At 68.0% G+C, this 22,526-nt stretch carries 22 protein-coding genes; 5 read left to right on the top strand and 17 right to left on the bottom strand.

What is annotated here, in order from left to right; translation table 11 throughout:
* Positions 1–102: 102 nt before the first annotated feature.
* Positions 103–747 carry a LysE family translocator gene (locus ABE957_RS14430; protein WP_349759353.1) on the bottom strand — a complete coding sequence of 215 codons (645 nt, stop codon included), beginning with the start codon at positions 745–747 and terminating at the stop codon, positions 103–105.
* A 64-nt stretch (positions 748–811) separates the two neighbouring features.
* Positions 812–1,237: an NINE protein gene (locus ABE957_RS14425; RefSeq protein WP_349759352.1), complete on the bottom strand. Its 426-nt coding sequence runs from the start codon at positions 1,235–1,237 to the stop codon at positions 812–814.
* A 304-nt stretch (positions 1,238–1,541) separates the two neighbouring features.
* On the opposite strand from ABE957_RS14425, the gene ABE957_RS14420 reads away from it, so the two are divergent.
* Complete coding sequence (locus ABE957_RS14420) at positions 1,542–1,748, top strand: cold-shock protein (protein ID WP_040187864.1); 207 nt, start codon at positions 1,542–1,544, stop codon at positions 1,746–1,748.
* A 130-nt stretch (positions 1,749–1,878) separates the two neighbouring features.
* On the opposite strand, the gene ABE957_RS14415 is transcribed toward ABE957_RS14420, so the two are convergent.
* From ABE957_RS14415 to yegS, 5 genes are all read right to left on the bottom strand, one after another.
* Positions 1,879–2,622: a prolipoprotein diacylglyceryl transferase gene (locus tag ABE957_RS14415; protein ID WP_349759351.1), complete on the bottom strand. Its 744-nt coding sequence runs from the start codon at positions 2,620–2,622 to the stop codon at positions 1,879–1,881.
* Positions 2,623–2,699: 77 nt separating this feature from the next.
* On the bottom strand, positions 2,700–3,128 hold the full coding sequence (locus tag ABE957_RS14410; protein WP_349759350.1) for a VOC family protein: 429 nt from the start codon (positions 3,126–3,128) through the stop codon (positions 2,700–2,702).
* 44 nt (positions 3,129–3,172) lie between these two features.
* On the bottom strand, positions 3,173–5,161 hold the full coding sequence (locus tag ABE957_RS14405) for a M48 family metallopeptidase (RefSeq protein ID WP_349759349.1): 1,989 nt from the start codon (positions 5,159–5,161) through the stop codon (positions 3,173–3,175).
* Between the two features lie 10 nt (positions 5,162–5,171).
* Positions 5,172–5,768, bottom strand: coding sequence for a LemA family protein (locus ABE957_RS14400; RefSeq protein WP_349759348.1), 597 nt, complete (start codon positions 5,766–5,768; stop codon positions 5,172–5,174).
* Between the two features lie 83 nt (positions 5,769–5,851).
* Positions 5,852–6,754: a lipid kinase YegS gene (yegS, locus tag ABE957_RS14395; RefSeq protein WP_349759347.1), complete on the bottom strand. Its 903-nt coding sequence runs from the start codon at positions 6,752–6,754 to the stop codon at positions 5,852–5,854.
* A 253-nt stretch (positions 6,755–7,007) separates the two neighbouring features.
* Between yegS and ABE957_RS14390 the strand changes: the two genes are divergently transcribed.
* Positions 7,008–8,606, top strand: a complete 1,599-nt coding sequence (locus ABE957_RS14390; RefSeq protein WP_349759346.1) for a cation:proton antiporter domain-containing protein — start codon at positions 7,008–7,010, stop codon at positions 8,604–8,606.
* A 143-nt stretch (positions 8,607–8,749) separates the two neighbouring features.
* Positions 8,750–9,037 (top strand): hypothetical protein, encoded by a 288-nt coding sequence (locus ABE957_RS14385; RefSeq protein WP_349759345.1) that lies wholly within the window; start codon positions 8,750–8,752, stop codon positions 9,035–9,037.
* A gap of 81 nt (positions 9,038–9,118) precedes the next feature.
* On the opposite strand, the gene pepN is transcribed toward ABE957_RS14385, so the two are convergent.
* From pepN to ABE957_RS14365, 4 genes are all read right to left on the bottom strand, one after another.
* The gene (gene pepN, locus ABE957_RS14380; protein ID WP_349759344.1) at positions 9,119–11,752 is read right to left on the bottom strand and encodes an aminopeptidase N; all 2,634 of its coding nucleotides are present in this window, start codon (positions 11,750–11,752) and stop codon (positions 9,119–9,121) included.
* Between the two features lie 72 nt (positions 11,753–11,824).
* Complete coding sequence (locus ABE957_RS14375; RefSeq protein ID WP_349759343.1) at positions 11,825–12,202, bottom strand: YbaN family protein; 378 nt, start codon at positions 12,200–12,202, stop codon at positions 11,825–11,827.
* A 164-nt stretch (positions 12,203–12,366) separates the two neighbouring features.
* Positions 12,367–12,852: a YajQ family cyclic di-GMP-binding protein gene (locus ABE957_RS14370; RefSeq protein WP_349759342.1), complete on the bottom strand. Its 486-nt coding sequence runs from the start codon at positions 12,850–12,852 to the stop codon at positions 12,367–12,369.
* 48 nt (positions 12,853–12,900) lie between these two features.
* Positions 12,901–13,401 carry a GNAT family N-acetyltransferase gene (locus ABE957_RS14365; protein ID WP_349759341.1) on the bottom strand — a complete coding sequence of 167 codons (501 nt, stop codon included), beginning with the start codon at positions 13,399–13,401 and terminating at the stop codon, positions 12,901–12,903.
* Between the two features lie 168 nt (positions 13,402–13,569).
* Here ABE957_RS14365 and ABE957_RS14360 point away from each other — a divergent pair, with 168 nt between their 5' ends.
* Positions 13,570–15,078 (top strand): RimK family ATP-grasp domain-containing protein, encoded by a 1,509-nt coding sequence (locus ABE957_RS14360; RefSeq protein WP_349759340.1) that lies wholly within the window; start codon positions 13,570–13,572, stop codon positions 15,076–15,078.
* A gap of 65 nt (positions 15,079–15,143) precedes the next feature.
* Complete coding sequence (gene cobO, locus ABE957_RS14355; protein ID WP_349759339.1) at positions 15,144–15,743, top strand: cob(I)yrinic acid a,c-diamide adenosyltransferase; 600 nt, start codon at positions 15,144–15,146, stop codon at positions 15,741–15,743.
* An 89-nt stretch (positions 15,744–15,832) separates the two neighbouring features.
* On the opposite strand, the gene ABE957_RS14350 is transcribed toward cobO, so the two are convergent.
* The 6 genes from ABE957_RS14350 to hfq form a co-directional block, all read right to left on the bottom strand.
* Complete coding sequence (locus ABE957_RS14350) at positions 15,833–17,128, bottom strand: adenylosuccinate synthase (protein ID WP_349759338.1); 1,296 nt, start codon at positions 17,126–17,128, stop codon at positions 15,833–15,835.
* Between the two features lie 72 nt (positions 17,129–17,200).
* Positions 17,201–18,397: an ATP phosphoribosyltransferase regulatory subunit gene (locus ABE957_RS14345; RefSeq protein WP_349759337.1), complete on the bottom strand. Its 1,197-nt coding sequence runs from the start codon at positions 18,395–18,397 to the stop codon at positions 17,201–17,203.
* Positions 18,398–18,581: 184 nt separating this feature from the next.
* Entirely contained in the window at positions 18,582–19,463 is an 882-nt protein-coding gene (gene hflC / locus ABE957_RS14340; RefSeq protein ID WP_349759414.1) for a protease modulator HflC, read from the bottom strand.
* A 2-nt stretch (positions 19,464–19,465) separates the two neighbouring features.
* Positions 19,466–20,680: an FtsH protease activity modulator HflK gene (hflK, locus tag ABE957_RS14335; protein WP_349759336.1), complete on the bottom strand. Its 1,215-nt coding sequence runs from the start codon at positions 20,678–20,680 to the stop codon at positions 19,466–19,468.
* Between the two features lie 154 nt (positions 20,681–20,834).
* On the bottom strand, positions 20,835–22,151 hold the full coding sequence (hflX, locus tag ABE957_RS14330) for a ribosome rescue GTPase HflX (RefSeq protein WP_349759334.1): 1,317 nt from the start codon (positions 22,149–22,151) through the stop codon (positions 20,835–20,837).
* Between the two features lie 8 nt (positions 22,152–22,159).
* Positions 22,160–22,411 carry an RNA chaperone Hfq gene (gene hfq / locus ABE957_RS14325; protein ID WP_089847152.1) on the bottom strand — a complete coding sequence of 84 codons (252 nt, stop codon included), beginning with the start codon at positions 22,409–22,411 and terminating at the stop codon, positions 22,160–22,162.
* Positions 22,412–22,526: the final 115 nt, after the last annotated feature.

Below are 22,526 nucleotides of genomic sequence, written 5' to 3'. Positions count from 1 at the left end.
CATCCCTCAGGCCAGCCGCTCCTGGCCGCTTCTAAAAACCAGCGGCCCCTGACGCCAGCGGCCCCGGGATCTCTCGGGGCCGCTGGCGTTTCGACATCCGTCTCAGCCCGGTGGTCGGGTCAGCGCCAGCTTGATGCCGAAGCCGACCAGCACGGCCCCGGTCAGGCCATTGAGCCAGCGGCTGAATGCGGGGCTGGCGAGCCAGCGGCCCGCACTGCCCACCATCGCCACGATGCCGATCTGCCACAGGTTGGCCACCACGAAGTGCACCCCGGCCAGCCACAGCGACTTGGCGAGTGCCGGATCCCCTGGGGCGATGAACTGCGGCAGGAAGGCCATGTAGAAGACCACCGTCTTGGGATTGAGCACGTTGGATAGCAGCCCCTCGCGCACCGGCCGCCACAGCGGCACCGGCCGACGCTCGGTCGCGACACCGGCCACGGGTAGCCCCTGCCCCCGCCGGGCGGCCAGCAGACTCGCCACGCCTAGCCATACCAGGTAGGCGGCACCCGCCAGCTTGAGCACGCCGAAGGCCCAGGCCGATTGCAGCAAGATCAGCGAGATGCCGAGCGCCGAGACCGTGGCGTGCACGAAGAGGCCACAGCAGATGGCCAGGCTGGTGGCCACGCCGTCTCGCCAGCCGCCCCGCGCGGTATTGCGGATCACCAGCAGGGTATCCACCCCGGGGCTCATGCTGAGCAGCGTGATGGCCACCAGGAACGGCCAGAACTGTGCGTCGATGAACATGCCACCCTCCAAACGGTGATCACGAAGGCACACTTGCCTTCAACGGAAGAAAAGCGCCCGACGATCAGCCGTTGAAGATGCCGCGGCGGGCATGGCGCATGGAAATCTGGTCGTTGAGGGTCCAGAAGTCATAGAGCACCCCGAGCCCGAAGAGACCGAAGGTCAGCAGGTAGAGGATGCCGGTCAGCCACTTGCCGAGATAGAAGCGATGGAGGCCGAACACCCCCAGGAAGGTCAGCAGCAGCCAGGCCAGGGTGTAGTTGGTCGGGCCGGCCTGGAAGCGCAGGTCCGCCTGGCGGTCCATGGAGGGAATCAGGAACAGGTCGATCAGCCAGCCGATGCCGAGCAGCCCCAGGGTGAAGAACCAGATGGTGCCAGTGACCGGCTTGCCATAGTAGAAGCGGTGGGCGCCGAGGAAACCGAACAGCCACAGCAGGTAGCCGACGACCTTGCTGTGGGTGTCGCTGGACGCAAGATGCGGTTGGGTCATGAGGGGTCTCTTTTCGGTGATGAAGCGGGCGAGATGGAGGCTGGACGCTCACGGGCTTTCCATCTACAGTAATTTTGCGGGCGGCAGCGCCAGTCTCCCTGCGACACCATGTTGACGCAACCCTGGCGCTGTAGCACTATCCGCTGCGTTGGTCAGCAAGCAGAAAAGTCGTCAGTTGTACTTCGATTCCTTCGATATACCCGGTGCGCACTTGCTTCTTGTTCTGCCCACGCATTACGGGACCATGGCGAGGTCGGTCCTCCCTGGCCCAGCACCATTATTTAGTTAGTTAAGGAAATCGACAATGGCAACTGGCACTGTCAAGTGGTTCAACGATACCAAGGGCTACGGCTTCATCTCTCCGGACGACGGCGGTGATGACCTGTTCGCTCACTTCTCCGAGATTCAGGCTGAAGGCTTCAAGTCCCTGCAGGACGGCCAGAAAGTCACCTTCGAAGTGACCCAGGGCAAGAAAGGCCTTCAGGCCTCCAACATCCGCGCTGCCGACTGATCCTCGGTTGACCCGGAGGCGCCCGGCCGGCATCGCCGTCCGCACGCCGTAGAGAAAGGCCCACCTAACTGGTGGGCCTTTTTCGTGTCGGGGCCCGTCCTGCAGGGAAGCAGTGACGGGCGTCGAGGCATCAGTCGCTGCCGGCCTCGTTGTCCAGCTCGGAAGACGGTTCGGAAGACGGTTCGGAGGACGGTGTGGAGGACAGTTCGGCGTCCAGCTCGGAAGAAGCACCCGGCGCCCGGCGCTCGGCCTGTTGGAACTGCTCCTCGATCTGGCGGCTCGCCTCCTCGAAGCGCTTCTCGGTCTCCTTGATGATGGCGTCGACCTCCTCCTCGCCGAGCTCGTCCGGCACCGCCGAGACCTCATCCGGCAGCGGGGAAGACTCCTCCAGGACCGACTCCAGATCGGCCGAGGCCTTGGCCTCGGGGATCGGCTCGCGCTCGGGCCGCTGCCGCTCCGCCTGCTCGAACTGCTCGTCGATGCGCCGGCTGGCTTCCTCGAAGCGCCGCTCGGTCTCCTCGAGGATGGCATCGACGTCGGTGCGGCTCGTCTCGCCGGGCAGCGACTCGTCCATCGTCTCGGCGTCGACATCGCCTTGTGCCTCGACGGCGATCTCGCCCTGCTCTGTTGCCGCCTTTGTCGCCGCCTCGGTGGTCTGCTCAGTGGCCTGCTCGGTCGCGGGCGGCGCCTCGCTGGCCTGATCGGGGGGCTGCTCGGTCGCCTCCTCGCTCGTGGGCGCCGGCTCGGCCGGCTGGCTCGCCGCCTGCTGCGTCCCATCGCTCTCCGACGGTGTCGGCGTGTCGTCGCCGCTATCGCAGCCGGCGAGCCCCGCGACCAGCGCCAGGGCCGAGACCAGCGGCATCCAGGGTTTCATGATCGTTCTCCTGTTCCTGCCGATAAAGGGCGCCATTGCACCAGAGCCCCCTCACGGCCGCAAGGTGACGGTTCGCCTCAGGTGGCGAACAGCTGGCCGGCGATATCGCGAAAGGCCTTGAACTCGATGGCATTGCCGCTGGGGTCGCGGAAGAACATGGTGGCCTGCTCGCCCGGCTCACCGCGAAAGCGGAGATAGGGTTCGATCTCGAAACGCACGCCCGCCGCGGTGAGCCGGTCGACCAGGGCTTCCCAGTCGGCCATCTCCAGCACCACGCCGAAGTGCGGGACCGGCACGCCGTGACCGTCGACCGGATTGCGGTGGTCGTCGAGGCCCTGCTCGCCCAGCGCCGGATTCAGGTGGCAGACGAACTGGTGGCCATAGAGGTTGAAGTCGATCCAGGTGTCGCTGGAACGACCCTCCGGGCAGCCCAGCAGATCGCCATAGAAACGCCGGGCCTCGTCGAGGTCACGGACCTGAACGGCCAGGTGAAAGGGGGTGAGCATCGCGACGTCCTCCGCTGATGTGGGATGGGGAAACCGATCACTCATCATGCCGTCTCGTTGCCCGACTCGCCAGCCGACCCACCGTCCCTCTCATCGAGCGGACGCGCCGGACTCGGCAGTGGACAGCCCAGGGTCCAGGCCACCGCGCTCAGCAACTCCGCCTCCTCGGGCTCGATCCGGCCGTCGTGGGCCACGCAGCAGCTCATGGCCGCCAGCAGCGGGGCCCGCTCGGACGGGGCCAGGCGCACCAGTCGAGCCATGGCCCAGTCGAGGTCCGTGGCCAGGGCGGGCTCACGCACGAAGTCCAGTGGCACGCCCAGCACCGCCGAGAGCCGCTCGACGGCCGCCAGCGCCTGGCGATCATCCTGCTGACCGGCCCGGGCCAGCGTCGAGAGCAGCAGAGAGAGCGGGCCGGAGAGGTCGGCCAGGTGGCGGTCGCGTCGAGCCCGGCGCTCGCCCTGCATCCCCTGGAGCACGAGCCGGTGCAACGCCCACTGCAGGGCGCCGGGACGCGACTCCAGCGCCATCAGTCGACGCAGGCAGGCCTGGAAGCGCGTCGACTGCGCCACGGAGAGCCGCCGCAGCACGGGCAGCGCCAGCTCCATCAGCGGCAGGCGCTGGCCGGGCCTCAGCCGTGACAGGGGCACCTCCAGCGACTCGAGCTCGACGAGCACATCGGGCTGGGCCTGGCCGACCAGGGCCTCGCGCTGTGCCTCGCGACTGGCGGGATCGGCGCCCATCAGGATGCCGTAGACCAGCGCCCGAGCGGCAGAGGGCTGGTGGGCCGCCTCGATCAGGCGCTCGTCGATCTCGCCAAGCCGCCGACGGGCTCGGCCGATGTCCTCGGCGCTCGGCCGGCCGACACTCGCCACGATCGCGTCGGCGGCTGCCGCCTCGGTTGCCCGGGCGCCGGCCCCCATGGCCTCGGCCGTCGCCTGGTCGGCCGGCGCCCTCGCCGCCAGGGAGGCGGCCCCCTGCGGCGAAACGGCCGCAGGACGTGGCGATGCCGAGCGGATGGCCGGCACGGGGGGCAGGCTGCCGTCCCAGTGGGGCTCCACTCGGCGGATACGCGCCTCCAGCGGCGGATGGGTGGCCGTCAGACGGGACAGGGAACGCACACCGCTGCCGAAGAACAGGTGGCTGAACTCCTGGGCATGGGAGGCGAGCAGTCGCGAGCCCAGGCGATGGACGGCCAGCACTTTCAGGGCTCCCCCGATCCCCCCGGGGTTACGGGTGTACTGGACGGCGCTGGCATCGGCCAGGAATTCCCGCTGCCGGCTCACCGCCGCCTTGATCAGGTTGCCGCACAGGGTCCCGGCATAGCCCAGCACCATCAGCGCCGCGCCAAGGCCCAGCACCGCGACGTGCCCGCCCCCCCGCCGGGAACGCGTGCGACGGTCGCCGGAGGCATGCAGCAGCATGCGACCGACCAGGCCGATCACCAGCACCCCGTGCAACAGCGCCACCAGCCGCAGGTTCAGGCGCATGTCACCGTGGAGGATATGGCTGAACTCGTGGGCGACCACCCCCTGCAGCTGGTCCCGATCCAGCGACTCGATGGCGCCCCGGGTGACGCCGATCGCCACATCATCGAGGTCATGGCCTGCCGCGAAGGCATTGATCGCCTGATCCTCGAGCAGGAAGACCTCCGGCACCGGCATGCCGGAGGCGATGGCCATCTCCTCCACCACGTTGAGCAGCCGGCGCTCCTCCTCGTCGCGGGTCTCGAGGTTGAGCGGTCGCCCGCCCAGCGCCTCGGCCACCACGCTGCCGCCAGCGCGCAGCTGGAGGTGGCGCACCAGGCTGCCCACCCCCACCACCAGGATCACCGCCGTCGCCACCCCGCCCAGCAGGCGTGGATCCTGGGCGCGTGCCAGGGGATCGGCGGCAAGAGTGCCTCCCTCGAGCAGCGTCACCGCCAGCGCCACCGCCAGGGACGCCGCGACGATCAGGGCGATCACCGCCAGCACCAGCAGAATGACCAGCCGGCCGGTCATCCGGCGGGCACGATCCTGTGCCGTGAAGAAGTCCATGGGCGACGACTCAGAAATTCACTCGAGGCGCCGTCTGGATCTCGGCACTGTCCTCGAACTCCAGCAGGGCCGCCTCTTGCTTGTGGCCGAAGGAGCCCGCCAGCAGCACCGGGGGAAAGCTCTGCCGATAGGTGTTGTACTGCATCACCGCGTCGTTGTAGGCCTGCCGGGCGAAGGCCACCCGGTTCTCGGTACTGGTGAGCGTCTCGCTGAGCTGGCGCATGTTCTCGGAGGCCTTGAGGTCCGGATAGGCCTCCATCACCACGTTGAGGCGCCCGAGGGCGGCGCCCAGCGCACCCTCGGCGCCGGCGAGCTCCGCCATCGGGCCGGGCTCGCCGGGCCTGGCCGCGGCGTGCTGCAGTCCCACCTCGGCGGCATTGCGCGCCTCGGTCACCGCCTGCAGCGTCTCCCGCTCATGGCTCATGTAGGCCTTCGCTGTCTCGACCAGGTTGGGAATCAGGTCGTGACGGCGCTTGAGCTGCACTTCGATCTGGGCGAAGGCATTCTTGTAGCGGTTCTTCAGCGCCACCAGGCGGTTATAGATGGCCACCCCGTAGACCAGCAGGAGGCCCAGCAGCACAACGGGGATGATCAGCGAGAGGCTCATGATGTCGTCTTCCCTTGTCGACCGGAATCGGTCCGCCCGAGGGCGGTTGCCATGTATCGTATGTCCCAGCGGTCATAGTAGCCTCATGCCGGGTGGGAGAGCAGCGGGCACGTCAAGGACACCGCCAGCGACAGCGCCGCGGGATCGATCGTCACCATGAATTCCTTCCGCCGGGCGGGCTCGCCATCCAGGGTCAGCGGCACGCTCTCGTCGGCCTCGAAGGCGAGCCAGTCGACCCTCAGGGTATCGACATGGGTGCCGCGGGCGGGGCGCGTCTCTAGCTCGTGACGCATGGCGCGCAGCTGGGTCACCGAGCCGATGTCGTGCAGGATCAGCACGTCGAGGCGCCCATCGTCCAGCATGGCCTGGGGGGTCAGCACGTGTCCCCCGCCCGACTGGCGACCATTGCCGATGGCCAGCAGGCAGATCTCGGCCCGGCGTTCGCCCTCCTGCCAGCGAATCCGCCCGGCATAGTGGTTGATGTGCCAGGCCTTGACGGCCCCGATCAGCGAGTAGGCCCCGCCGCCGAGGAGACGCTTCAAGCCCTTGGGCGTGGACGAGGTGATCTCGGCACCGAAGCCGGCGGTGGCCATGTTCAAGAAGTGCCAGTCGTCCAGGCGGGGCACGTCGACGCGCTGCCCCGGCAGGCTCAGGGCCGCCTCGAGGGCCGGCGCGCAGGCCAGCGGCAGGCCCACCGAGGTGGCGAAATCGTTGGCACTGCCCAAGGGCAGGATGCCGAGCACCGGCCGGCGTTCGCGCGGCACGCGCATCAGGCCGTTGACCACCTCGTTGACGGTGCCGTCGCCGCCGCCGGCGATCACCCGATCGACGCCGTCGCGAGCGGCCTGTTCCGCCATGCGCTCGGCGTCGCCGGCCTCCCAGGTGACGCGCACCTCGAGGGCATCGCCCGCCGCCCGCCGCGCGAAGACCGCCTCGCGCACCTCCGGCAGCTGCGCCGACTTGCCGTTGAGGATCAGCCTGGCCATTCGTCCTCTCCTTGCCCGGTTCACCCTGTCCTGAATCACCCTTTCCTGATTCCCCTTTCCTGACTCACACTCTTCTGACTCACCCTGGCCCGACGCTCCCTTTTCTGCTCACGGCTCATCCTTGCGCGCCGAACCGCCACCCTGTCACGACCGCGTCATCGCCGACGGGCATACACCAAATCATGAATGCCATTCACCTGACGACTTCCCTACACTATCGGTCTTGCCGAAGATTGCAGAACAGGGAGTGTGCATGATCGAACCGGCCTTTCTTCTCGCGGCCTTCCTCGGCGGCATGTCCGCGATGTTGCTGCGGCTGCCGCCCATGGTGGGCTTTCTCGCCGGCGGCTTCGTGCTCAACGCGCTGGGTTTCGACAAGACCCCGCTGCTCGAGACCCTGGCCGACATTGGGGTCGTGCTGCTGCTGTTCAGTATCGGCCTGAAGCTGGACGTGCGCACCCTGCTGCGCCGTGACGTCTGGGGCGGCGCCTCCCTGCACATGCTGGCCTCGACCCTGGTGATGGTGATGCTGCTGGCGCTGATCAAGTGGCTGGGCCTCTCGCTGCTGGCCGACACCGGCTGGCCCACCCTGGCCCTGCTCGGCTTCGCGCTCTCCTTCTCGAGCACCGTCTTCGTGGTCAAGGTGCTGGAGAAGCGCAGCGAGACCCAGACCGCCTATGGCCGGCTGGCCATCGGCGTGCTGATCATGCAGGACATCTACGCGGTGCTGTTCATCACCGCCTCCTCCGGCGAGCTGCCGAGCCCCTGGGCCCTGGGCCTGGTACTGCTGATCCCGCTGGCACCCGCCCTGCGCGCCCTGCTGGACCGGCTGGGGCACGGCGAGATGCAGATGCTGTTCGGCATGCTGCTGGCACTGGTGCTGGGCTACGCGCTGTTCGAGTCCGTCGGCGTGAAGGGCGATCTCGGCGCGTTGATCATCGGCCTGCTGCTGGCGCCCCACCCCGCCGCCCAGACCCTGGCGCGCTCGATGTTCAGCCTCAAGGAGCTCTTGCTGGTGGGCTTCTTCCTGAGCATCGGGCTGACGGCCATGCCGAGTGCCGAGATGCTCGGCGCGGCCCTGCTGCTGGTGCTGATCCTGCCGCTGAAGAGCGTGATCTATCAGGCGATCTTCATGCGCTTCAAGATGCGCCACCGCACCTCGGTGCTGGCCACCCTCAGCCTGACCAACTACTCGGAGTTCGGCCTCATCGTGGGCGCCATCGCGGTCTCCAGCGGCTGGCTCTCGGGGGACTGGCTGGTGGTGATCTCCCTGGCCGTGGCGCTCAGCTTCGGGCTGTCGGCCGTCCTCAACGGCGTGAGCGAGCGGGTCTATCGCTGGCTGGAGCCGCGGCTGCCGGCGGTGAGCGTTGGCGAGCTCTCACCCAGCGACCGCCCCATAGAGGTCGGCGACGCCGAGGCGGTGGTGCTCGGCATGGGGCGTATCGGCCGCAGCGTCTATCGTCGCCTGCAGAAGGAGTATGGCCTGCGCGTGCTGGGCATCGACAGCAATCCCCAGAGCGTCAAGACCTTGAGCGGCCGCGGCTTCAATATCCTCGAGGGTGATGCCGTGGACTCGGACTTCTGGGACAAGCTCCTGATGTCCCGCGACGTGCAGATGGTGGTGCTGGCGATGCCGCACCACGCGGGCAACCTCTTCGCCCTCAAGCAGCTGCGTTCCCGCGAGTTTCCGGGGCGCATCACCGCCGTGGTTGAGTATCCCGAGGAGATCGAGCCGATCCGCGAGCTGGGGGCCAATGCGGTCTTCCATGTCTACGACGAAGCCGGCCGGGCGCTGGCCGACAGCGCCGCCGAGGAGGCCGGCGTGGTGTCCAAGGCCAGCCAGCTGGGGTGAGCGACGCGCCCGACTTGTCAGCGCGGGCCGCTTGTCGCGATACTTCCTCCATCGCCTGACTCTCGGGGCCCCACCGGCACGCGCGAGCCTCGCCCTCCGGGGCCTTGGCAGGTCGAGGCTCCCCCACATCGGAACGCACCTCCATGGACGACGTCTTCAGCTTCATCGGTAACGCCTTCGGCGAGTTCATCCGCTTCATCGTCGATGGCCTGACCGGCTTCTTCTCCGGCCTCGACGAGGCGGCCGGCAGCTTCATGCAGGGACTCTCCGACTCCCTGGGCATCCCCATCACCCTGATCAGCCTGCTGGTGCTGGCGCTGGGGCTGTGGCTCTTGTGGAAGGGCGTGGCCGCCCTGCTGCGGGGCGCCTTCATCGTCATGCTCATCTGGTGGCTACTGGGGGTGACGGTGCTCAGCTGGCTGATCAACTGACCCTTCATCTCATAAAAACAGCGCCGCCCTCTCGGGCGGCGCTGTCGTTTTTGGAGCGTCATTTCCTGGCGGGGAGCTCCCTCAGGCGAGCGCCTTCTCCACCACCTCATAGACGTTGGGCGAGAGCTCCTCGGCGCGGATGCGCTCGAGCTCGGCCTTCATCAGCTCCTGTCGCGCCTCGTCGAAGCGCGCCCAGCGGGTCAGCGGCGTGATCAACCGCGCGGCGATCTCCGGGTTGAGCCGGTTGAGCTCGATCACGGTGTCGGCCAGCAACCGGTAGCCCGCACCGTCGGCCCGGTGGAAGTTGACCGGGTTCTGGTTGGCGAAGGCGCCGATCAGCGCGCGCACCCGGTTGGGGTTCTTCAGCGAGAAGGCCGGATGCGCCATCAGGAACTTCACGCGATCGAGCACGTCCGCCTGGGGACGCGTCACCTGGAGGCTGAACCACTGGTCCATCACCAGCGGATCGTGCGCCCACTTCTCGCCGAAGGCCTTCAGCGCCGGGTCGGCGATGTCGCCGCGCGAGCCATGCACCAGCAGGGTCAGGGCATGACGCACGTCGGTCATGTTGTGGTTCGCCGCGAACTGCGCCTGGGCAAGCTCGAGCCCCGCCTCGTCCTCGATGGCCATGAGATACGAGAGCGCCACGTTCTTGAGGCTGCGCGCGGCGATCTGCTCGGGCTCCGGCGCATAGGGCGCCTCCGAGCGGTTCTCCTCGAAAACGCGCAGGAAGTCGTCACGCAGCGCCAGGGCCAGGGACTGCTTGACGAAGGTGCGGGCGGCATGGATGGCGTCGACGTCGACCAGTGGCTGCTGCTCGGCGATGTAGGCCTCCGAGGGCAGCGTCAGCATCTGGGCCAGCACCGCCTTGTCGTCGATACGGGCCTCCAGCACGCCGCGGAAGGCCTCGACCACCCGCGGATCCATCACCTTCTCGACGCCGTTGCGGTGGGCGGCGATCAGATCGTCCAGGGCCAGCAGGGCCAGGCGCTGGCCGGCATCCCAGCGATTGAAGCCATCGGAGTCGTGGGCCTGCAAGAACGCCAGGTCCTCGCGGCCAAAGGGGAAATGCAGCCTGACCGGCGCCGAGAAGCCGCGCAGCAGCGACGGCACCGGGGCCTCGCTGACCTCGGTGAAGATGAACTCCTGCTCGTCCTCGCGCAGGTGGATCACCGCGTCGGTGCCCAGCGCCTCGCCGTCCAGCGTCAGCGGCAGGTCGCGGCCGGACTTGGTGCCCACCAGGCCCAGGCGCACCGGGATGTGCAGGGCCTGCTTCTCGGCCTGGCCGGGGGTCGCCGGGGTGCGCTGGCGAAGCACCAGCCGGTACTCGGCGTTGGCGTAGTCGTACTCGCCGTGGGCGTCGATCTCGGGGGTGCCCGCCTGGGAGTACCAGCGCAGGAACTGGCCGAGATCCTCGCCCGAGGCCTCGGCCATGCAGTCGACGAAGTCCTCGATGGTCACCGCCTGGCCGTCGAAGCGCGAGAAGTAGAGATCGCTGCCGCGGCGGAAGGCCTCCTCTCCCACGAGGTTCGAGAGCATGCGCACGATCTCGGCGCCCTTCTCGTAGATGGTCAGGGTGTAGAAGTTACCGATCTCGATGTAGTGATCGGGACGTACCGGATGGGCGGTGGGGCCGGCATCCTCGGCGAACTGGGCGGTGCGGAAGAAGGAGACGTCCTCGATGCGCTTGACCGGCGCCGAGTTGGTGTCGGCAGAGAAGCACTGGTCACGAAAGACGGTGAAGCCCTCCTTGAGGGAGAGCTGGAACCAGTCGCGGCAGGTGACGCGGTTGCCGGACCAGTTGTGGAAGTATTCGTGGGCGACGATGCTCTCGACGCGCTGGAAGGCGGCATCGGTGGCGGTATGGGGATGGGTCAGCACCGCCGCCGAGTTGAAGATGTTGAGCCCCTTGTTCTCCATGGCACCCATGTTGAAGTCGTTGACCGCGACGATCATGAACAGGTCCAGGTCGTACTCGCGCCCGTAGGTCTGCTCGTCCCAGGTCATGGCGCGCTTCAGCGAGGCCATGGCGTGGTCGGTCTTGTCGAGGTTCTCCTCCTCCACGAAGAGCTGCAGGGTCACCTCGCGCCCGCTCATGGTGGTGAAACGATCCTCGACCTTCTCGAGGTCGCCGGCCACCAGCGCGAACAGGTAGCTGGGCTTGGGATGCGGGTCCTCCCAGGTGACGAAGTGGCGCCCGCCGGGCAGCTCGCCGCGCTCGACCGGATTGCCGTTGGAGAGCAGCACCGGCAGGGTCGCGGCATCACCGATCAGCGTGGTGGAGAAGGTCGCCATGACGTCCGGGCGATCCGGGTAGAAGGTGATGCGACGAAAGCCCTCCGCCTCGCACTGGGTGCAGTACATGCCGCTGGAGCGGTAGAGCCCCGAGAGCGCCGTATTGGCATCGGGCGTGACCTCCACCTCGGTGTCGAGCAGGAAGGTCTCCGGCACCCGGTGCACGACCAGCCCCGCCTCGCCGACCGCGTACTCGTCCTCGTCAAGCGCCTGGCCGTCGATGGCGATGGCCTTGAGGTCGAGCTGCTCGCCGTCGAGTTCGAGGGGCGCGCCGGCCTCGCGCTCGGGGTGGCGCTCGAGGTGCAGGCGCGCCTTGACCCGGGTGGCGGCGGGGTCGAGATCGAAGGTCAGCTCGGTGCGGGTCACGCGGTAGGCGGGCGGACGGTAGTCACTCAGGTAGATCGGCTGCGGTTCTGACATCTAGGAAGGGCTCCTGTCGGTAATTGCGATCCATTGTACGGCCCGCCGTGCCCGAAGCTCAAAGCCGGGCGCTCAGCGGGCTACGATGGGCTCGGGACGTGACAGGACCCAGGCGGTGACCAGCGCAAGCCCCGCGATGAGCGCGAGCTTGAGCCACCAGAGGCTGACGGTGAGGGCCAGCACCAGCATCGACACGGCGAGCATGGCCGCGGCGAGGCGCTTGGCATGGCGGGGAATCGCCCGCTCGGATTCCCAGGCGGTGATGGCGGGACCGAAGCGCGGGTGTTGGCGAATCCAGGCGGCGAAGCGCGGCGAGCCCTTGGAGGCCGCCCAGACCGCCAGCAGCATGAAGCAGGTGGTCGGCAGCAGGGGCAGGAAGGCGCCGACCACACCTACCCCGAAGCTCATCCAGGCCAGGCCGAGGAAGGCGAGACGTTGCAGGGTCGGCATCTGGTGCTCACTCCCGTTCATCGGCGTCAATGCTCATTGAAGAGCATTTCGCCGCCCGGTGCCAATCGCGATCGCCTATGGACGCCATCGGGATGACCGGGATCATGCCTCCCGGTCAGTCGCCCGACCCGTCGCCCGCCAGTCTCGACGGTCGGTCGCAACGATCAGTCACGAAAGTTGTCGAACTGCAGCGGCAGGTCGGGACCGCCCTCTGCGCGCAGCAGCGCCATGACGGCCTGGAGGTCGTCGCGCTTCTTGCCGGTGACGCGTACCTTCTCGCCCTGGATCTGGGCCTGGACCTTGAGCTTGCTCTCCTTGATCCGCTTGACGATGTCCTTGGCTTCCTTCTGGTCGAGGCCCTGCTTGAGGGCCACCTCCTGACGGGCGCGCACCCCGGAGAGCACCGGCTCCTCGATGTCCATGCAGCGGGCGTCGATCCCGCGCGCGATCAGCTTGTTGCGCAGCACGTCGAGCATCTGCTTGAGCTGGAAATCGACCTCGGCCTCGAGGGTCACGGTGTCGCCGCCGAGCTCGAAGCTCGCGGTGACGCCCTTGAAGTCGAAGCGGGTCTGGATCTCGCGATTGGCCTGATCCACGGCGTTGCTGGCTTCGTGCTTGTCGAACTCGGAGACGATGTCGAAGGAGGGCATGGCGATGTCCTGCGGGTCATGGAAGGTGAACGAAAGAAGCCGATTCTATCAGCCCTCGCGCCGGGGCGCGGCCTCCTCCGAGGCGACCAGCGGCTTGGCCATCTGCCAGCCGCCGCAGCCGTCCTCGTAGTAGTCGCCGAGCCAGCACTCCGGGGTGAAGCCCATGCGCCGATAGAGCCCCATCGCCACGTCGTTGTCGGCCCGCACCTCGAGCCCCAGCACCTCGGCCTCCCGTTCGCGGGCCTCGGCCTCCAGAGACTCCAGCAGCTGCCGGCCCAGGCCGCTGCCGCGCGCCTCGGGGTGCACGCAGAACGAATAGAGCCGGGCGCGACGGCTGCCGCGACGAAACAGCAGGGTGCCGTAGCCGAGCAGGGTCACGGGCCGCTCGTCGCGATCGCCGCGCTGTGCCACCAGAGTCAGGGCATGGGCCCGATTGAGCAGGTGCCAGAGCTGGCGACGGCTGAAGCGGTCGCCGCTGAAGGCCACCTGCTCGAGGCGATAGAGGGCGTCCAGGTCATGGCCGCTGGCCTGGCGCAGGGTGACGGTCATCTCGAGTCTCCAGAGGTCTTGCCGACGATTGTGATCATGGCCAATGTCGATGTCATCGTCGCTGATCATGAAATCTTTTCACCCACCGCGGCGCTTGTCGACGCCCGGCCCCAGGCGCATGCTGGCCGCATTCCGGCGGCACCCTGCCGCCCTGCCTGGAAGCCTGACATGTGTCCGCTGCGCATCGTCGTCGACCGCCTGGAAGACTGGCGCCCCTATTTCCCCTCCGAGGATCTGATCACCGCCGACGACTTCCTCGCCCAGGACCAACCGCACCGGCGCGCCGATGAGCCGGACCGCACCACCCGCGTGATCAACCTGTGCGGCGAACTCGACGACCTGGGTACCGGCTACTACGTATCGTTACTGGCCCAGGCGCGGGGCCAGCGCGTGCTGCCCGCGGTGGAGACGCTCAATGCGCTGGGGCGCAAGGCGCTGGTCGACCTGCAGCTCGATGGCCTGGATGCCCTGCTCGACGACCTGGCCCGCCAGGGCGCCCTCTCCGGCGAACGACTGACCCTGCGGGTGCTGTTCGGCGACTGCCGGGAGCCGGGCCTGGCGCGACTGGCGCGCAAGCTCTTCGAGCGCCTGCCCTGCCCGCTGCTCGAGGCGCGCCTGGTGCGCCGCCATGACGCCTGGCGTCTGGCACGCCTGAAGCCCCTGCGCCTGCGCGAGCTGACCGCCGACGAGCAGGACCTCTTCGCGACGGCGCTCAATCGCCACTCGCGCCAGGTATGGCGGACGCCCCAGGCGCGCCGCCGCTACCGCTTCGACCTGGCGATCCTGGTCGACCCCGAGGAGGCGCTGCCGCCGAGCAACCGCGGGGCGCTGAAGGCGTTCATTCGCGCCGGGCGCCGACAGGGCATCGACGTCTCGCTGATCACCCGCCGCGACGCCGGCCGCCTCGCCGAGTTCGACGGCCTGTTCATTCGCGAGACCACCGCGCTGGATCACCACACCTATCGCATGGCCCGGCGCGCGGAACACGAGGGGCTGGTGGTGATCGATGCGCCCCGCGACATCCTGCGCTGCACCAACAAGGTCTACCTGCACGCCCTGCTGCGGGCCCGCGGCGTGCCGGCGCCGGAGGGCATCCTGCTCAAGCGCGGCGATCGCCGACCGCTGGCCGAGCGGGTCGCGTACCTGGGCTTCCCGCTGGTCCTGAAGATTCCCGACGGCGCCTTCTCCCGGGGCATCGTCAAGGTGGCCTCGCTGGAGGAGCTCGCACGGGAATCCGAGCGGCTCTTCGCCACCTCGGCCCTACTGCTGCTCCAGGAGTGGCTACCCACCGCCTTCGACTGGCGGATCGGCGTGCTCGACGGCCAGGTGCTGTTCGCCAGCCGCTACTACATGGCCCGGGGCCACTGGCAGATCTACGACCACTCCGGCGGTCGCGTGAAGAGCGGCGGCTTTACCACCCACGATCCCACCGAGGTGCCGCCCGCGGTGATCAAGGCGGCGCTGCGGGCCACCCGGCTGATCGGCGACGGCTTCTATGGGGTCGATATCAAGCAGGCCGGCGAGCGGGTGGTGGTGATCGAGGTCAACGACAACCCCAACGTGGATGCCGGCATCGAGGATGCCGTGCTCGGCCGGGCCCTCTACGAGCGGATCATGGCCGTCTTCCTGGCGCGCATGGAGGCCCGGGTTGGCCAGCGCGACCGCCTCGAAGGCTGACGCGCGACGCCGGGTGACGTATGCTGCCACTCCTCGACAAGCCTTGTACACGCCATGGAGCTTCGATGAACGATCGCGATACCCGCCACCAGCAGGCCATGCAGAAACTGAAGTCCCGCGTCGATGAGAAGGTCGCCGAGGCGAATGAGCAGCGCGGGCTGCTGCTGGTCTTCACCGGCAACGGCAAGGGCAAGACCACCGCCGCCTGGGGCACCGTGACCCGGGCCCTGGGCTACGGCTACCGGGTCGGCGTGGTGCAGTTCATCAAGGGACTCTGGGAGTGTGGCGAGCGCGAGCGGCTGGCCGAGGACGAGCGCCTCGAGGTCGCGATCATGGCCACCGGCTTCACCTGGGACACCCAGGATCGCGAGGCCGACACCCGCGCCTGCCGGGAGGTGTGGGCCGAGGCCGAGCGCATGCTCGCCGATCCCGACGTCTACCTGGTGGTGCTCGACGAGATCACCTACATGCTCAAGTTCGGCTACCTGGACATCGCCACCGTGAGGGCGGCGCTGGCGAACCGTCCCGCCGAGCAGACGGTGATCATCACCGGGCGCAACGCCCACCGGGAGCTCGTCGCCATGGCCGACACCGTCACCGAGATGAACGAGGTGCGACACGCCTTCAACAGCGGCCTCCAGGCCCGTCGCGGCATCGATTACTGACGCTCGGCTCCGGCTTACGGCGTCCGAACGCGCGAAGGCCGGCCCCTGGGGGCCGGCCTTCGTGTCTTGCGGTAGAGGCTCGGTCGCGATCAGCCGCCGAAGGGATTGCGCAGCACGATGGTCTCGTTGCGGTCCGGGCCGGTGGAGATGATGTCGATGGAGGTCCCGACCTTCTCCTCGAGGAAGCTGATGTAGGCGCGGGCGTTGGCCGGCAGGTCCTCGACGCGCTTGACGCCCAGGGTCGACTCGCTCCAGCCCGGCAGGTCCTCGTAGACCGGCTCGATGGCTTCATAGCCCTCGGAGTCCACGGGGGTGTCGAGCACCTCGCCATCCTTGCTGCGATAGCCCACGCAGACGCGGATGTTCTCCAGGCCGTCGAGCACGTCGAGCTTGGTCAGGCAGATGCCGGAGACGGAGTTGATCTGCACCGCGTGACGCAGCGCCACGGCATCGAACCAGCCGCAGCGGCGCGCGCGCCCGGTGGTGGCGCCGAACTCGTGGCCCTTCTCGGCCAGGTGACGGCCATGGTCGTCGAACAGCTCGGTCGGGAAGGGACCTGAGCCGACGCGGGTGGTGTAGGCCTTGGTGATGCCCAGCACGTAGTCCAGGTAGAGCGGCCCCACGCCGGAACCGGTGGCGGTGCCGCCGGCGGTGGTGTTGGAGCTGGTCACGTAGGGATAGGTGCCGTGGTCGATGTCGAGCAGCGAGCCCTGGGCACCCTCGAAGAGGATGTTCTCCCCGGCGCGGCGCATGTCGTGGACCAGCGAGACGGCGTCGCAGACCATCGGGCGCAGTTCCTCGGCCATGGCCATGGCCTCGTCGAAGACCTGCTGAAAGTCCACCGGCTCCTCGCGGTGATACTCCTTGAGCACGAAGTTGTGGTACTGCAGCACCTCGCCGAGCTTGGAGGCGAAGCGCTCGCGGTGCAGCATGTCGCCCAGGCGCAGGCCGCGACGCGCGACCTTGTCCTCGTAGGCCGGACCGATGCCGCGACCGGTGGTGCCGATCTTGGCGATGCCGCGATCCTTTTCTCGCGCCTGATCCAGGCGTACGTGGTAGGGCAGGATCAGCGGGCAGGACGGCGACAGGCGCAGGCGCTCGCGCACCGGCACGCCCTTGTCCTCGAGCTCGCGGATCTCCTTCATCAGCGCCTCGGGCGACAACACCACGCCGTTGCCGATCACGCAGAGCTTGTCCTTGCGCAGGATCCCGGAGGGGATCAGGTGCAGCACGGTCTTCTCGCCGTCGATCACCAGGGTGTGCCCGGCGTTGTGACCGCCCTGGAAGCGCACCACGGCGGACGCGGATTCGGTGAGCAGGTCGACCACCTTGCCCTTGCCTTCATCACCCCACTGGGTGCCCAGTACGACTACATTCTTGCCCATTGTGCTCTCGTCTCTCGTTGCGGCACCGCGCCCTTGAAAAGGCCCAGGGCCGAGGTCATTGACCGCTGGCCGTCAGGCGCGGTCCTGTGGGGTCTCGAGGAAGCGTGGCTCCCAGCGACCGTCGATACGCTCCAGGCGGCGATCGCAGCGGTGTTCCGCCGGACCGGTGCGCTGCCCGGGCAGCGCCTGGACGACGCGCTCGCCCTGCTGGCGCAGCGCCTGGAGGGCGTCGGTGAGCCCCTCGCCGTCGGCCGGGGCCCAGATGCCGTCGGGCTCGGGCTCGCCGGGGGCCAGGGTGGCCAGAAGCTTCAGGTCCATGGAAAAGCCGGTGGCCGGCCGCGCCCGTCCGAAGGCCCGACCGGTGTCGTCGTAGCGCCCGCCCTTGGCCAGGGCCTGGCCGTAGTGCGGCACGTAGGCGGCGAACATCATGCCGGTGTGGTACTGATAGCCTCGCAGCTCGGCCAGGTCGAAGTAGGGCTCGACCCCGGGATACTCGGCGAGCACCCCATCGACCAGGGCCCGCAGCTGATCCAGGGCCGCGCCCACCGGCTGGGGCGCCTCCTGGAAGGCCTCGCGGGCGTCCTCCAGCACCTCACGCCCGCCGTGCAGGTCGCCCAGGGCGCGGAACATCGCCGCCAGCCCGGGGTCGCGCACGCTCTCCTCGACGCGAGCATTCAGCTCGCCCGGCGACTTCAGCGCCAGGGCATCGAACAGCGCACGCTCCTGATCGGCATCGAGGCCGGCGGCCTCGACCAGGCTGCGGTAGATGCCGATGTGACCGAGCGCCAGGTGGATCTCCGCGGCACCGGCCGTCTCGAGGCTGGCCAGGGCCAGACGCAGGATCTCCAGGTCGGCCTCGAGGCCGGCATGACCAAAGAGCTCCACCCCGACCTGCACCGGGCTACGGCCGCCCTGATACTGATCGGCCTTGGCGCGCAGCACGTTGGTGCAGTAGCAGAGCCGCACCGGCCCCTGGCGACGCAGGGAGTGAGCGTCCATGCGCGCGACCTGGGGCGTGACGTCGGCGCTGACACCCATCATTCGGCCGGTCATCTGATCGGTGAGCTTGAAGGTCTGTAGATCGAGGTCGGTCCCGGTGCCGGTCAGCAGGGAATCCAGAAACTCCACCGGGGGTGGCATCACCTGATCGTAGCCCCAGCGGTGATAGAGGTCGAGCAGCGCTCGGCGCAGCTCCTCCATGCGACTGGCCTGGGGCGGCAGTACCTCGTCCATGCCGTCGGGGAGCAGCCAGCGGTCAGCGATGGTCATGTCGTTCATCCTGCTAGACGATGGTGGGCCTTCGGCGATTCCCGGGTCGCGCGAGGCGGATCGGCGAGTGGGGCGCCGGGGAGAGGCCACAAAAAAACCGGGCCACGCCCGGTTTAAGGATTCTATCACGTTTGCAGGCCGGTTGAACCCCGACCGGCGGGCGGCGCACCGCCCGCCGCCAGGCTCACTGGTCCGTCGCGGCCGGACTCTTGAGGTACTGGAAGAAGTCGCTGGAGGGGTCCAGCACCAGCATGTTGCCGTCGCCCTCGAAGCTCTGGCGATAGGCATCGAGGCTGCGCCAGAAGCTGAAGAACTCCTCGTCCTTACCGTAGGCCTCGGAGAAGATGGCCGCGGCCTCGGCATCGCCCTCACCGCGCAGCGTCTCGGAGCGCGCCCGGGCCTGGGCGAGCAGCACCTGGCGCCGGCGATCGGCGTTGGCGCGGATCCGCTCGGACTCCTCCTGCCCCTGAGCGCGCCATTCGCGGGCCTGGCGCTCGCGTTCGGAACGCATGCGCTCATACACGGCGGAAGAGACATCCTCGGGCAAGTCAATGCGCTTGACGCGGATATCGAGGATCGCCACGCCGAGTTCGTCGCGCATCAGCGCATTCAGGTCTTCAGTGGGACCGGTCATCAGGTCATCGCGCTTCTCAGAGATGATCTGCTGCAGGTTCAGGCGGCCGAACTCGTTACGCAGGCTCTCGTCGACCCGCGGCCCGATCAGCCGCACCGCCTGCAACTCGTCGCCGGAGGTCGCCTCGTAGTAGCGGGTGGGGTTGATCACCTGCCACTGGACGTAGGAGTCGACGATCACCGCCTTCTGCTCGAGGGTCAGGTAACGGCTCGGGTCGGTATCCAGGGTCAGCACCCGGGTATCGAAGGTCCGCACCGTCTGGGTGATCGGGATCTTGACGTGCAGCCCGGGCTGGATGTCCTCCTCGATGATCTCGCCGAAGCGCAGCTTCACCGCACGCTCGGTCTCGTCGACCACGTAGAGGCTGTTGCTGGCCAGCCAGGCGATGGCGGCCAGGCCACCCACGATGAACAGGGATCGGTTATTGATCATCATTAACGGCCCTCCCTGCGGATTCCGGTGCTGCTGTTGTTTCTGCTGCTGTTAGACGACTGGCTGGCGCCGAGGCGCTCGAGCACCCGCGGATCCAGTTCGGCGTCGTTATTGCCCTGGGCCGTGGCGCCCGAGGAGCCGGCGCCGGAGAGACGCTCGAGGGGCAGCACCATCAGCGGGCTGTTCTCGGCCACGTCCACCATCACCTTCGCGGTCTCGCCGTAGACCTCGGACATGGCGTCGAGGTAGAGGCGCTCGCGCATGATGTCCGGCTCGTCCTGGTACTGGGTCAGTAGCGCATTGAACCGGTTCGCCTGACCTTCGGCCTCGGCCACCACCGACTCGCGATAGCCCTGACCCTGCTCGACCAGACGCTGTGCCTGACCCTGGGCCGCCGGGATCACGCCGTTGGCGTAGGCCAGTGCCTGGTTGATGGTGCGCTGGCGATCCTCGCGGGCACGGATGACGTCGTCGAAGGCTTCCTGCACCGCATCGGGCGGCGAGGTGGACTCCACGTTGAGGGTCTGCACGAGGATCCCCGTGCCGTAGTTGTCCAGGTAGGACTGCAGGCGGCTGGCCACGGAGCTGCCGAGAATCTCACGGCCGGAGGTCAGGATGTCGATCATGTCGGTCCCGCCGACCACGTGGCGCAGCGAACTGTCCAGGGCGTTCTCGAGGCTGAGCTCCGGGTTGCGCACGTTGAGCACGTAGGAGCGCGGATCGGCGACCTGGTACTGGGCCGAGATCTCGACCGAGACGATGTTCTCGTCCTGGGTCAGCATCGACTGGGTCTGGGTCAGGGACCGCACCCGGGTCACGTTGACCATGCGCACGTCATCGATCAGCGGCGGGTTCCACTGCAGACCCGGCGTGACCACTTCCTGGAACTTACCGAAGCGCAGCACCACGCCGCGCTCGGACTGGTCGACCAGGTAGAACCCGGAGGCCGCCCAGATGGCCAGCGCCACCACGATCAGCAGGCCCGGCAGGGTGAAGGCATTGCGCGGCTTGCCACCGCCGCCCTTGCCTCCGGACCCGCCACGCTTGCCGCCGCGGCCACCTAGCATGTTGTTGAGCTTGTCCTGAAACTTCTTCAGGGCCTCGTCGAGGTCGGGCGGCCCCTGATTGCCGCCGCCCTTGCCGCCGCCGTTGCCACCACGGCCCCCACCGCTCCAGGGGTCGTGCTGGTTGCCACCACCAGGCTCATTCCAGGCCATTCGTCGTCTCCACTCTGCGTTGCGTCCCGTCGCCAAGACAGCTCTCGACGGGCGTCCGTTGCGATCCTTCGGGTGCCGCCCGGCCGTGCCCGGCGTCCCTGTTGTGATGTTGTAGTCGCGGCGGGGCGTCCTGCCCCGCTCGTCTTACGTCTATTTACGCCTCCCAGACCGGCTTCTCCTGCAGGGTCGCCGGCAGGTAGTCGTCTGCCCGTTCCCCCAGGCGCGACATCAGCTGCAGGAAGTCGCGCCGCGGCAGGCGCACCCTCAGCAGGCTGTGGCCCGCCTCGTCGAAGCGCTCCTCGCGCACCGCATTCAGCTCGTGCAGGCCGGCGCGCAGCTTGCCCTGCTCCGGAGCCAGGGCCAGATCGAGGTCGATAATGTCATCGGCCAGGCACTCGGAGAGCGCCTGCTCCAGGAGCTCGAGCCCCTTGCCCTGCTGGGCCGAGACCCAGACCACCTCGGGGCGGCCCTCGCCGTCGCGCTCGATGCGCGGGGCGCTGTCGAGCAAGTCGATCTTGTTCATCACCTTGAGCGTCGGTAGATCATGCGCCCCGATCTCCTCGAGCACTCCCTCGACCTGGCCGACGTTGAGCTCACGGTCGGGGTCGGCGGCGTCGATCACGTGCACCAGCAGGCTCGCCTCCGCGGCCTCCTGCAGGGTCGCGCGGAAGGCCTCGACCAGCTTGTGGGGCAGGTGACGAATGAAGCCCACGGTGTCGGCAAGCACCACCGGGCCGACGTCCTCGATCTCCACACGCCTGAGCGTCGGGTCGAGGGTAGCGAAGAGCTGGTCGGCCGCATAGACCTCGGCGGTGGTCAGGGCGTTGAAGAGCGTGGACTTGCCGGCGTTGGTATAGCCGACCAGCGACACGCTGGGAATCTCGGCCCGGGAGCGGGCCCGACGATTCTGGCTGCGCTGGCTGCGCACCTTGTCGAGTCGCTTGTGAATCGCCTTGATGCGCGCCCGCAGCAGGCGGCGGTCGGTCTCGAGCTGGGTCTCGCCCGGCCCGCGCAGGCCGATGCCGCCCTTCTGGCGCTCCAGGTGGGTCCAGCCGCGCACGAGTCGAGTCGACATGTACTCGAGCTGCGCCAACTCCACCTGCAGCTTGCCCTCATGGGTACGGGCGCGCTGGGCGAAGATGTCGAGGATCAGGCCGGTGCGATCGATCACTCGGCACTTGAGCTCGCGCTCGAGGTTGCGTTCCTGGGAGGGGCTGAGCGAGTGATTGAAGATCACCAGTTCGGCCTGATGGACGGCCTTCGCCTCTCGCAACTCCTCGAGCTTGCCCGACCCTACGAAGGTGCGCGAGTCGGGACGCTTGCGACTGCCGGTGAGCAGCGTGGCCGGCGTGGCACCGGCCGAGCGAACCAGCTCGAGGAACTCACCCGCGTCCTCGCGCTCCTGCTCGTCCTGGAAATCCACATGGACGAGGACCGCCGTCTCCCCGGCGTCGGGGCGTTCAAAAAACAATCAGTACCTCACGCATCAGTGTCCGACGGTGCGCCGGCGTCCGGGGCCGGCAGGCGCACGTTGCGCGACGGCACCACGGTGGAAATGGCATGCTTGTAGACCATCTGGCTGACCGTGTTGCGCAGCAGGATGACGAACTGATCGAAGGACTCGATCTGGCCCTGCAGCTTGATGCCGTTGACCAGGAAAATCGATACCGGAATGCGCTCCTTGCGCAGGATGTTCAGGTACGGGTCTTGAAGGGACTGCCCTTTGGACATGTTGCTCTCCCTGAAGTGTCTCTGGGGGTTGATGTTATGTCGGTCATGGTCGCTCCGGCCAGGGGGCAACGCTGAATACCCTAAGGGGCCTGTCTGCCCGGCCACCGAGAGCGCC

The sequence above is a fragment of the Halomonas pelophila genome, from assembly GCF_040196315.1.
Taxonomy (GTDB): domain Bacteria; phylum Pseudomonadota; class Gammaproteobacteria; order Pseudomonadales; family Halomonadaceae; genus Halomonas; species Halomonas pelophila.
Note: the sequence above shows the minus strand (reverse complement) of the source record. Positions and strands in the feature narration are given on the sequence as shown.

Bases quoted from the DNA above. Each gene is read 5' to 3' on its own strand.
- ABE957_RS14430 (WP_349759353.1), bottom strand. From the start codon at position 747: ATGTTCATCGACGCACAGTTCTGGCCGTTCCTGGTGGCCATCACGCTG.
- ABE957_RS14425 (WP_349759352.1), bottom strand. From the start codon at position 1,237: ATGACCCAACCGCATCTTGCGTCCAGCGACACCCACAGCAAGGTCGTC.
- ABE957_RS14420 (WP_040187864.1), top strand. From the start codon at position 1,542: ATGGCAACTGGCACTGTCAAGTGGTTCAACGATACCAAGGGCTACGGC.
- ABE957_RS14415 (WP_349759351.1), bottom strand. From the start codon at position 2,622: ATGAAACCCTGGATGCCGCTGGTCTCGGCCCTGGCGCTGGTCGCGGGG.
- ABE957_RS14410 (WP_349759350.1), bottom strand. From the start codon at position 3,128: ATGCTCACCCCCTTTCACCTGGCCGTTCAGGTCCGTGACCTCGACGAG.
- ABE957_RS14405 (WP_349759349.1), bottom strand. From the start codon at position 5,161: ATGGACTTCTTCACGGCACAGGATCGTGCCCGCCGGATGACCGGCCGG.
- ABE957_RS14400 (WP_349759348.1), bottom strand. From the start codon at position 5,768: ATGAGCCTCTCGCTGATCATCCCCGTTGTGCTGCTGGGCCTCCTGCTG.
- yegS (WP_349759347.1), bottom strand. From the start codon at position 6,754: ATGGCCAGGCTGATCCTCAACGGCAAGTCGGCGCAGCTGCCGGAGGTG.
- ABE957_RS14390 (WP_349759346.1), top strand. From the start codon at position 7,008: ATGATCGAACCGGCCTTTCTTCTCGCGGCCTTCCTCGGCGGCATGTCC.
- ABE957_RS14385 (WP_349759345.1), top strand. From the start codon at position 8,750: ATGGACGACGTCTTCAGCTTCATCGGTAACGCCTTCGGCGAGTTCATC.
- pepN (WP_349759344.1), bottom strand. From the start codon at position 11,752: ATGTCAGAACCGCAGCCGATCTACCTGAGTGACTACCGTCCGCCCGCC.
- ABE957_RS14375 (WP_349759343.1), bottom strand. From the start codon at position 12,202: ATGCCGACCCTGCAACGTCTCGCCTTCCTCGGCCTGGCCTGGATGAGC.
- ABE957_RS14370 (WP_349759342.1), bottom strand. From the start codon at position 12,852: ATGCCCTCCTTCGACATCGTCTCCGAGTTCGACAAGCACGAAGCCAGC.
- ABE957_RS14365 (WP_349759341.1), bottom strand. From the start codon at position 13,401: ATGACCGTCACCCTGCGCCAGGCCAGCGGCCATGACCTGGACGCCCTC.
- ABE957_RS14360 (WP_349759340.1), top strand. From the start codon at position 13,570: ATGTGTCCGCTGCGCATCGTCGTCGACCGCCTGGAAGACTGGCGCCCC.
- cobO (WP_349759339.1), top strand. From the start codon at position 15,144: ATGAACGATCGCGATACCCGCCACCAGCAGGCCATGCAGAAACTGAAG.
- ABE957_RS14350 (WP_349759338.1), bottom strand. From the start codon at position 17,128: ATGGGCAAGAATGTAGTCGTACTGGGCACCCAGTGGGGTGATGAAGGC.
- ABE957_RS14345 (WP_349759337.1), bottom strand. From the start codon at position 18,397: ATGACCATCGCTGACCGCTGGCTGCTCCCCGACGGCATGGACGAGGTA.
- hflC (WP_349759414.1), bottom strand. From the start codon at position 19,463: ATGATCAATAACCGATCCCTGTTCATCGTGGGTGGCCTGGCCGCCATC.
- hflK (WP_349759336.1), bottom strand. From the start codon at position 20,680: ATGGCCTGGAATGAGCCTGGTGGTGGCAACCAGCACGACCCCTGGAGC.
- hfq (WP_089847152.1), bottom strand. From the start codon at position 22,411: ATGTCCAAAGGGCAGTCCCTTCAAGACCCGTACCTGAACATCCTGCGC.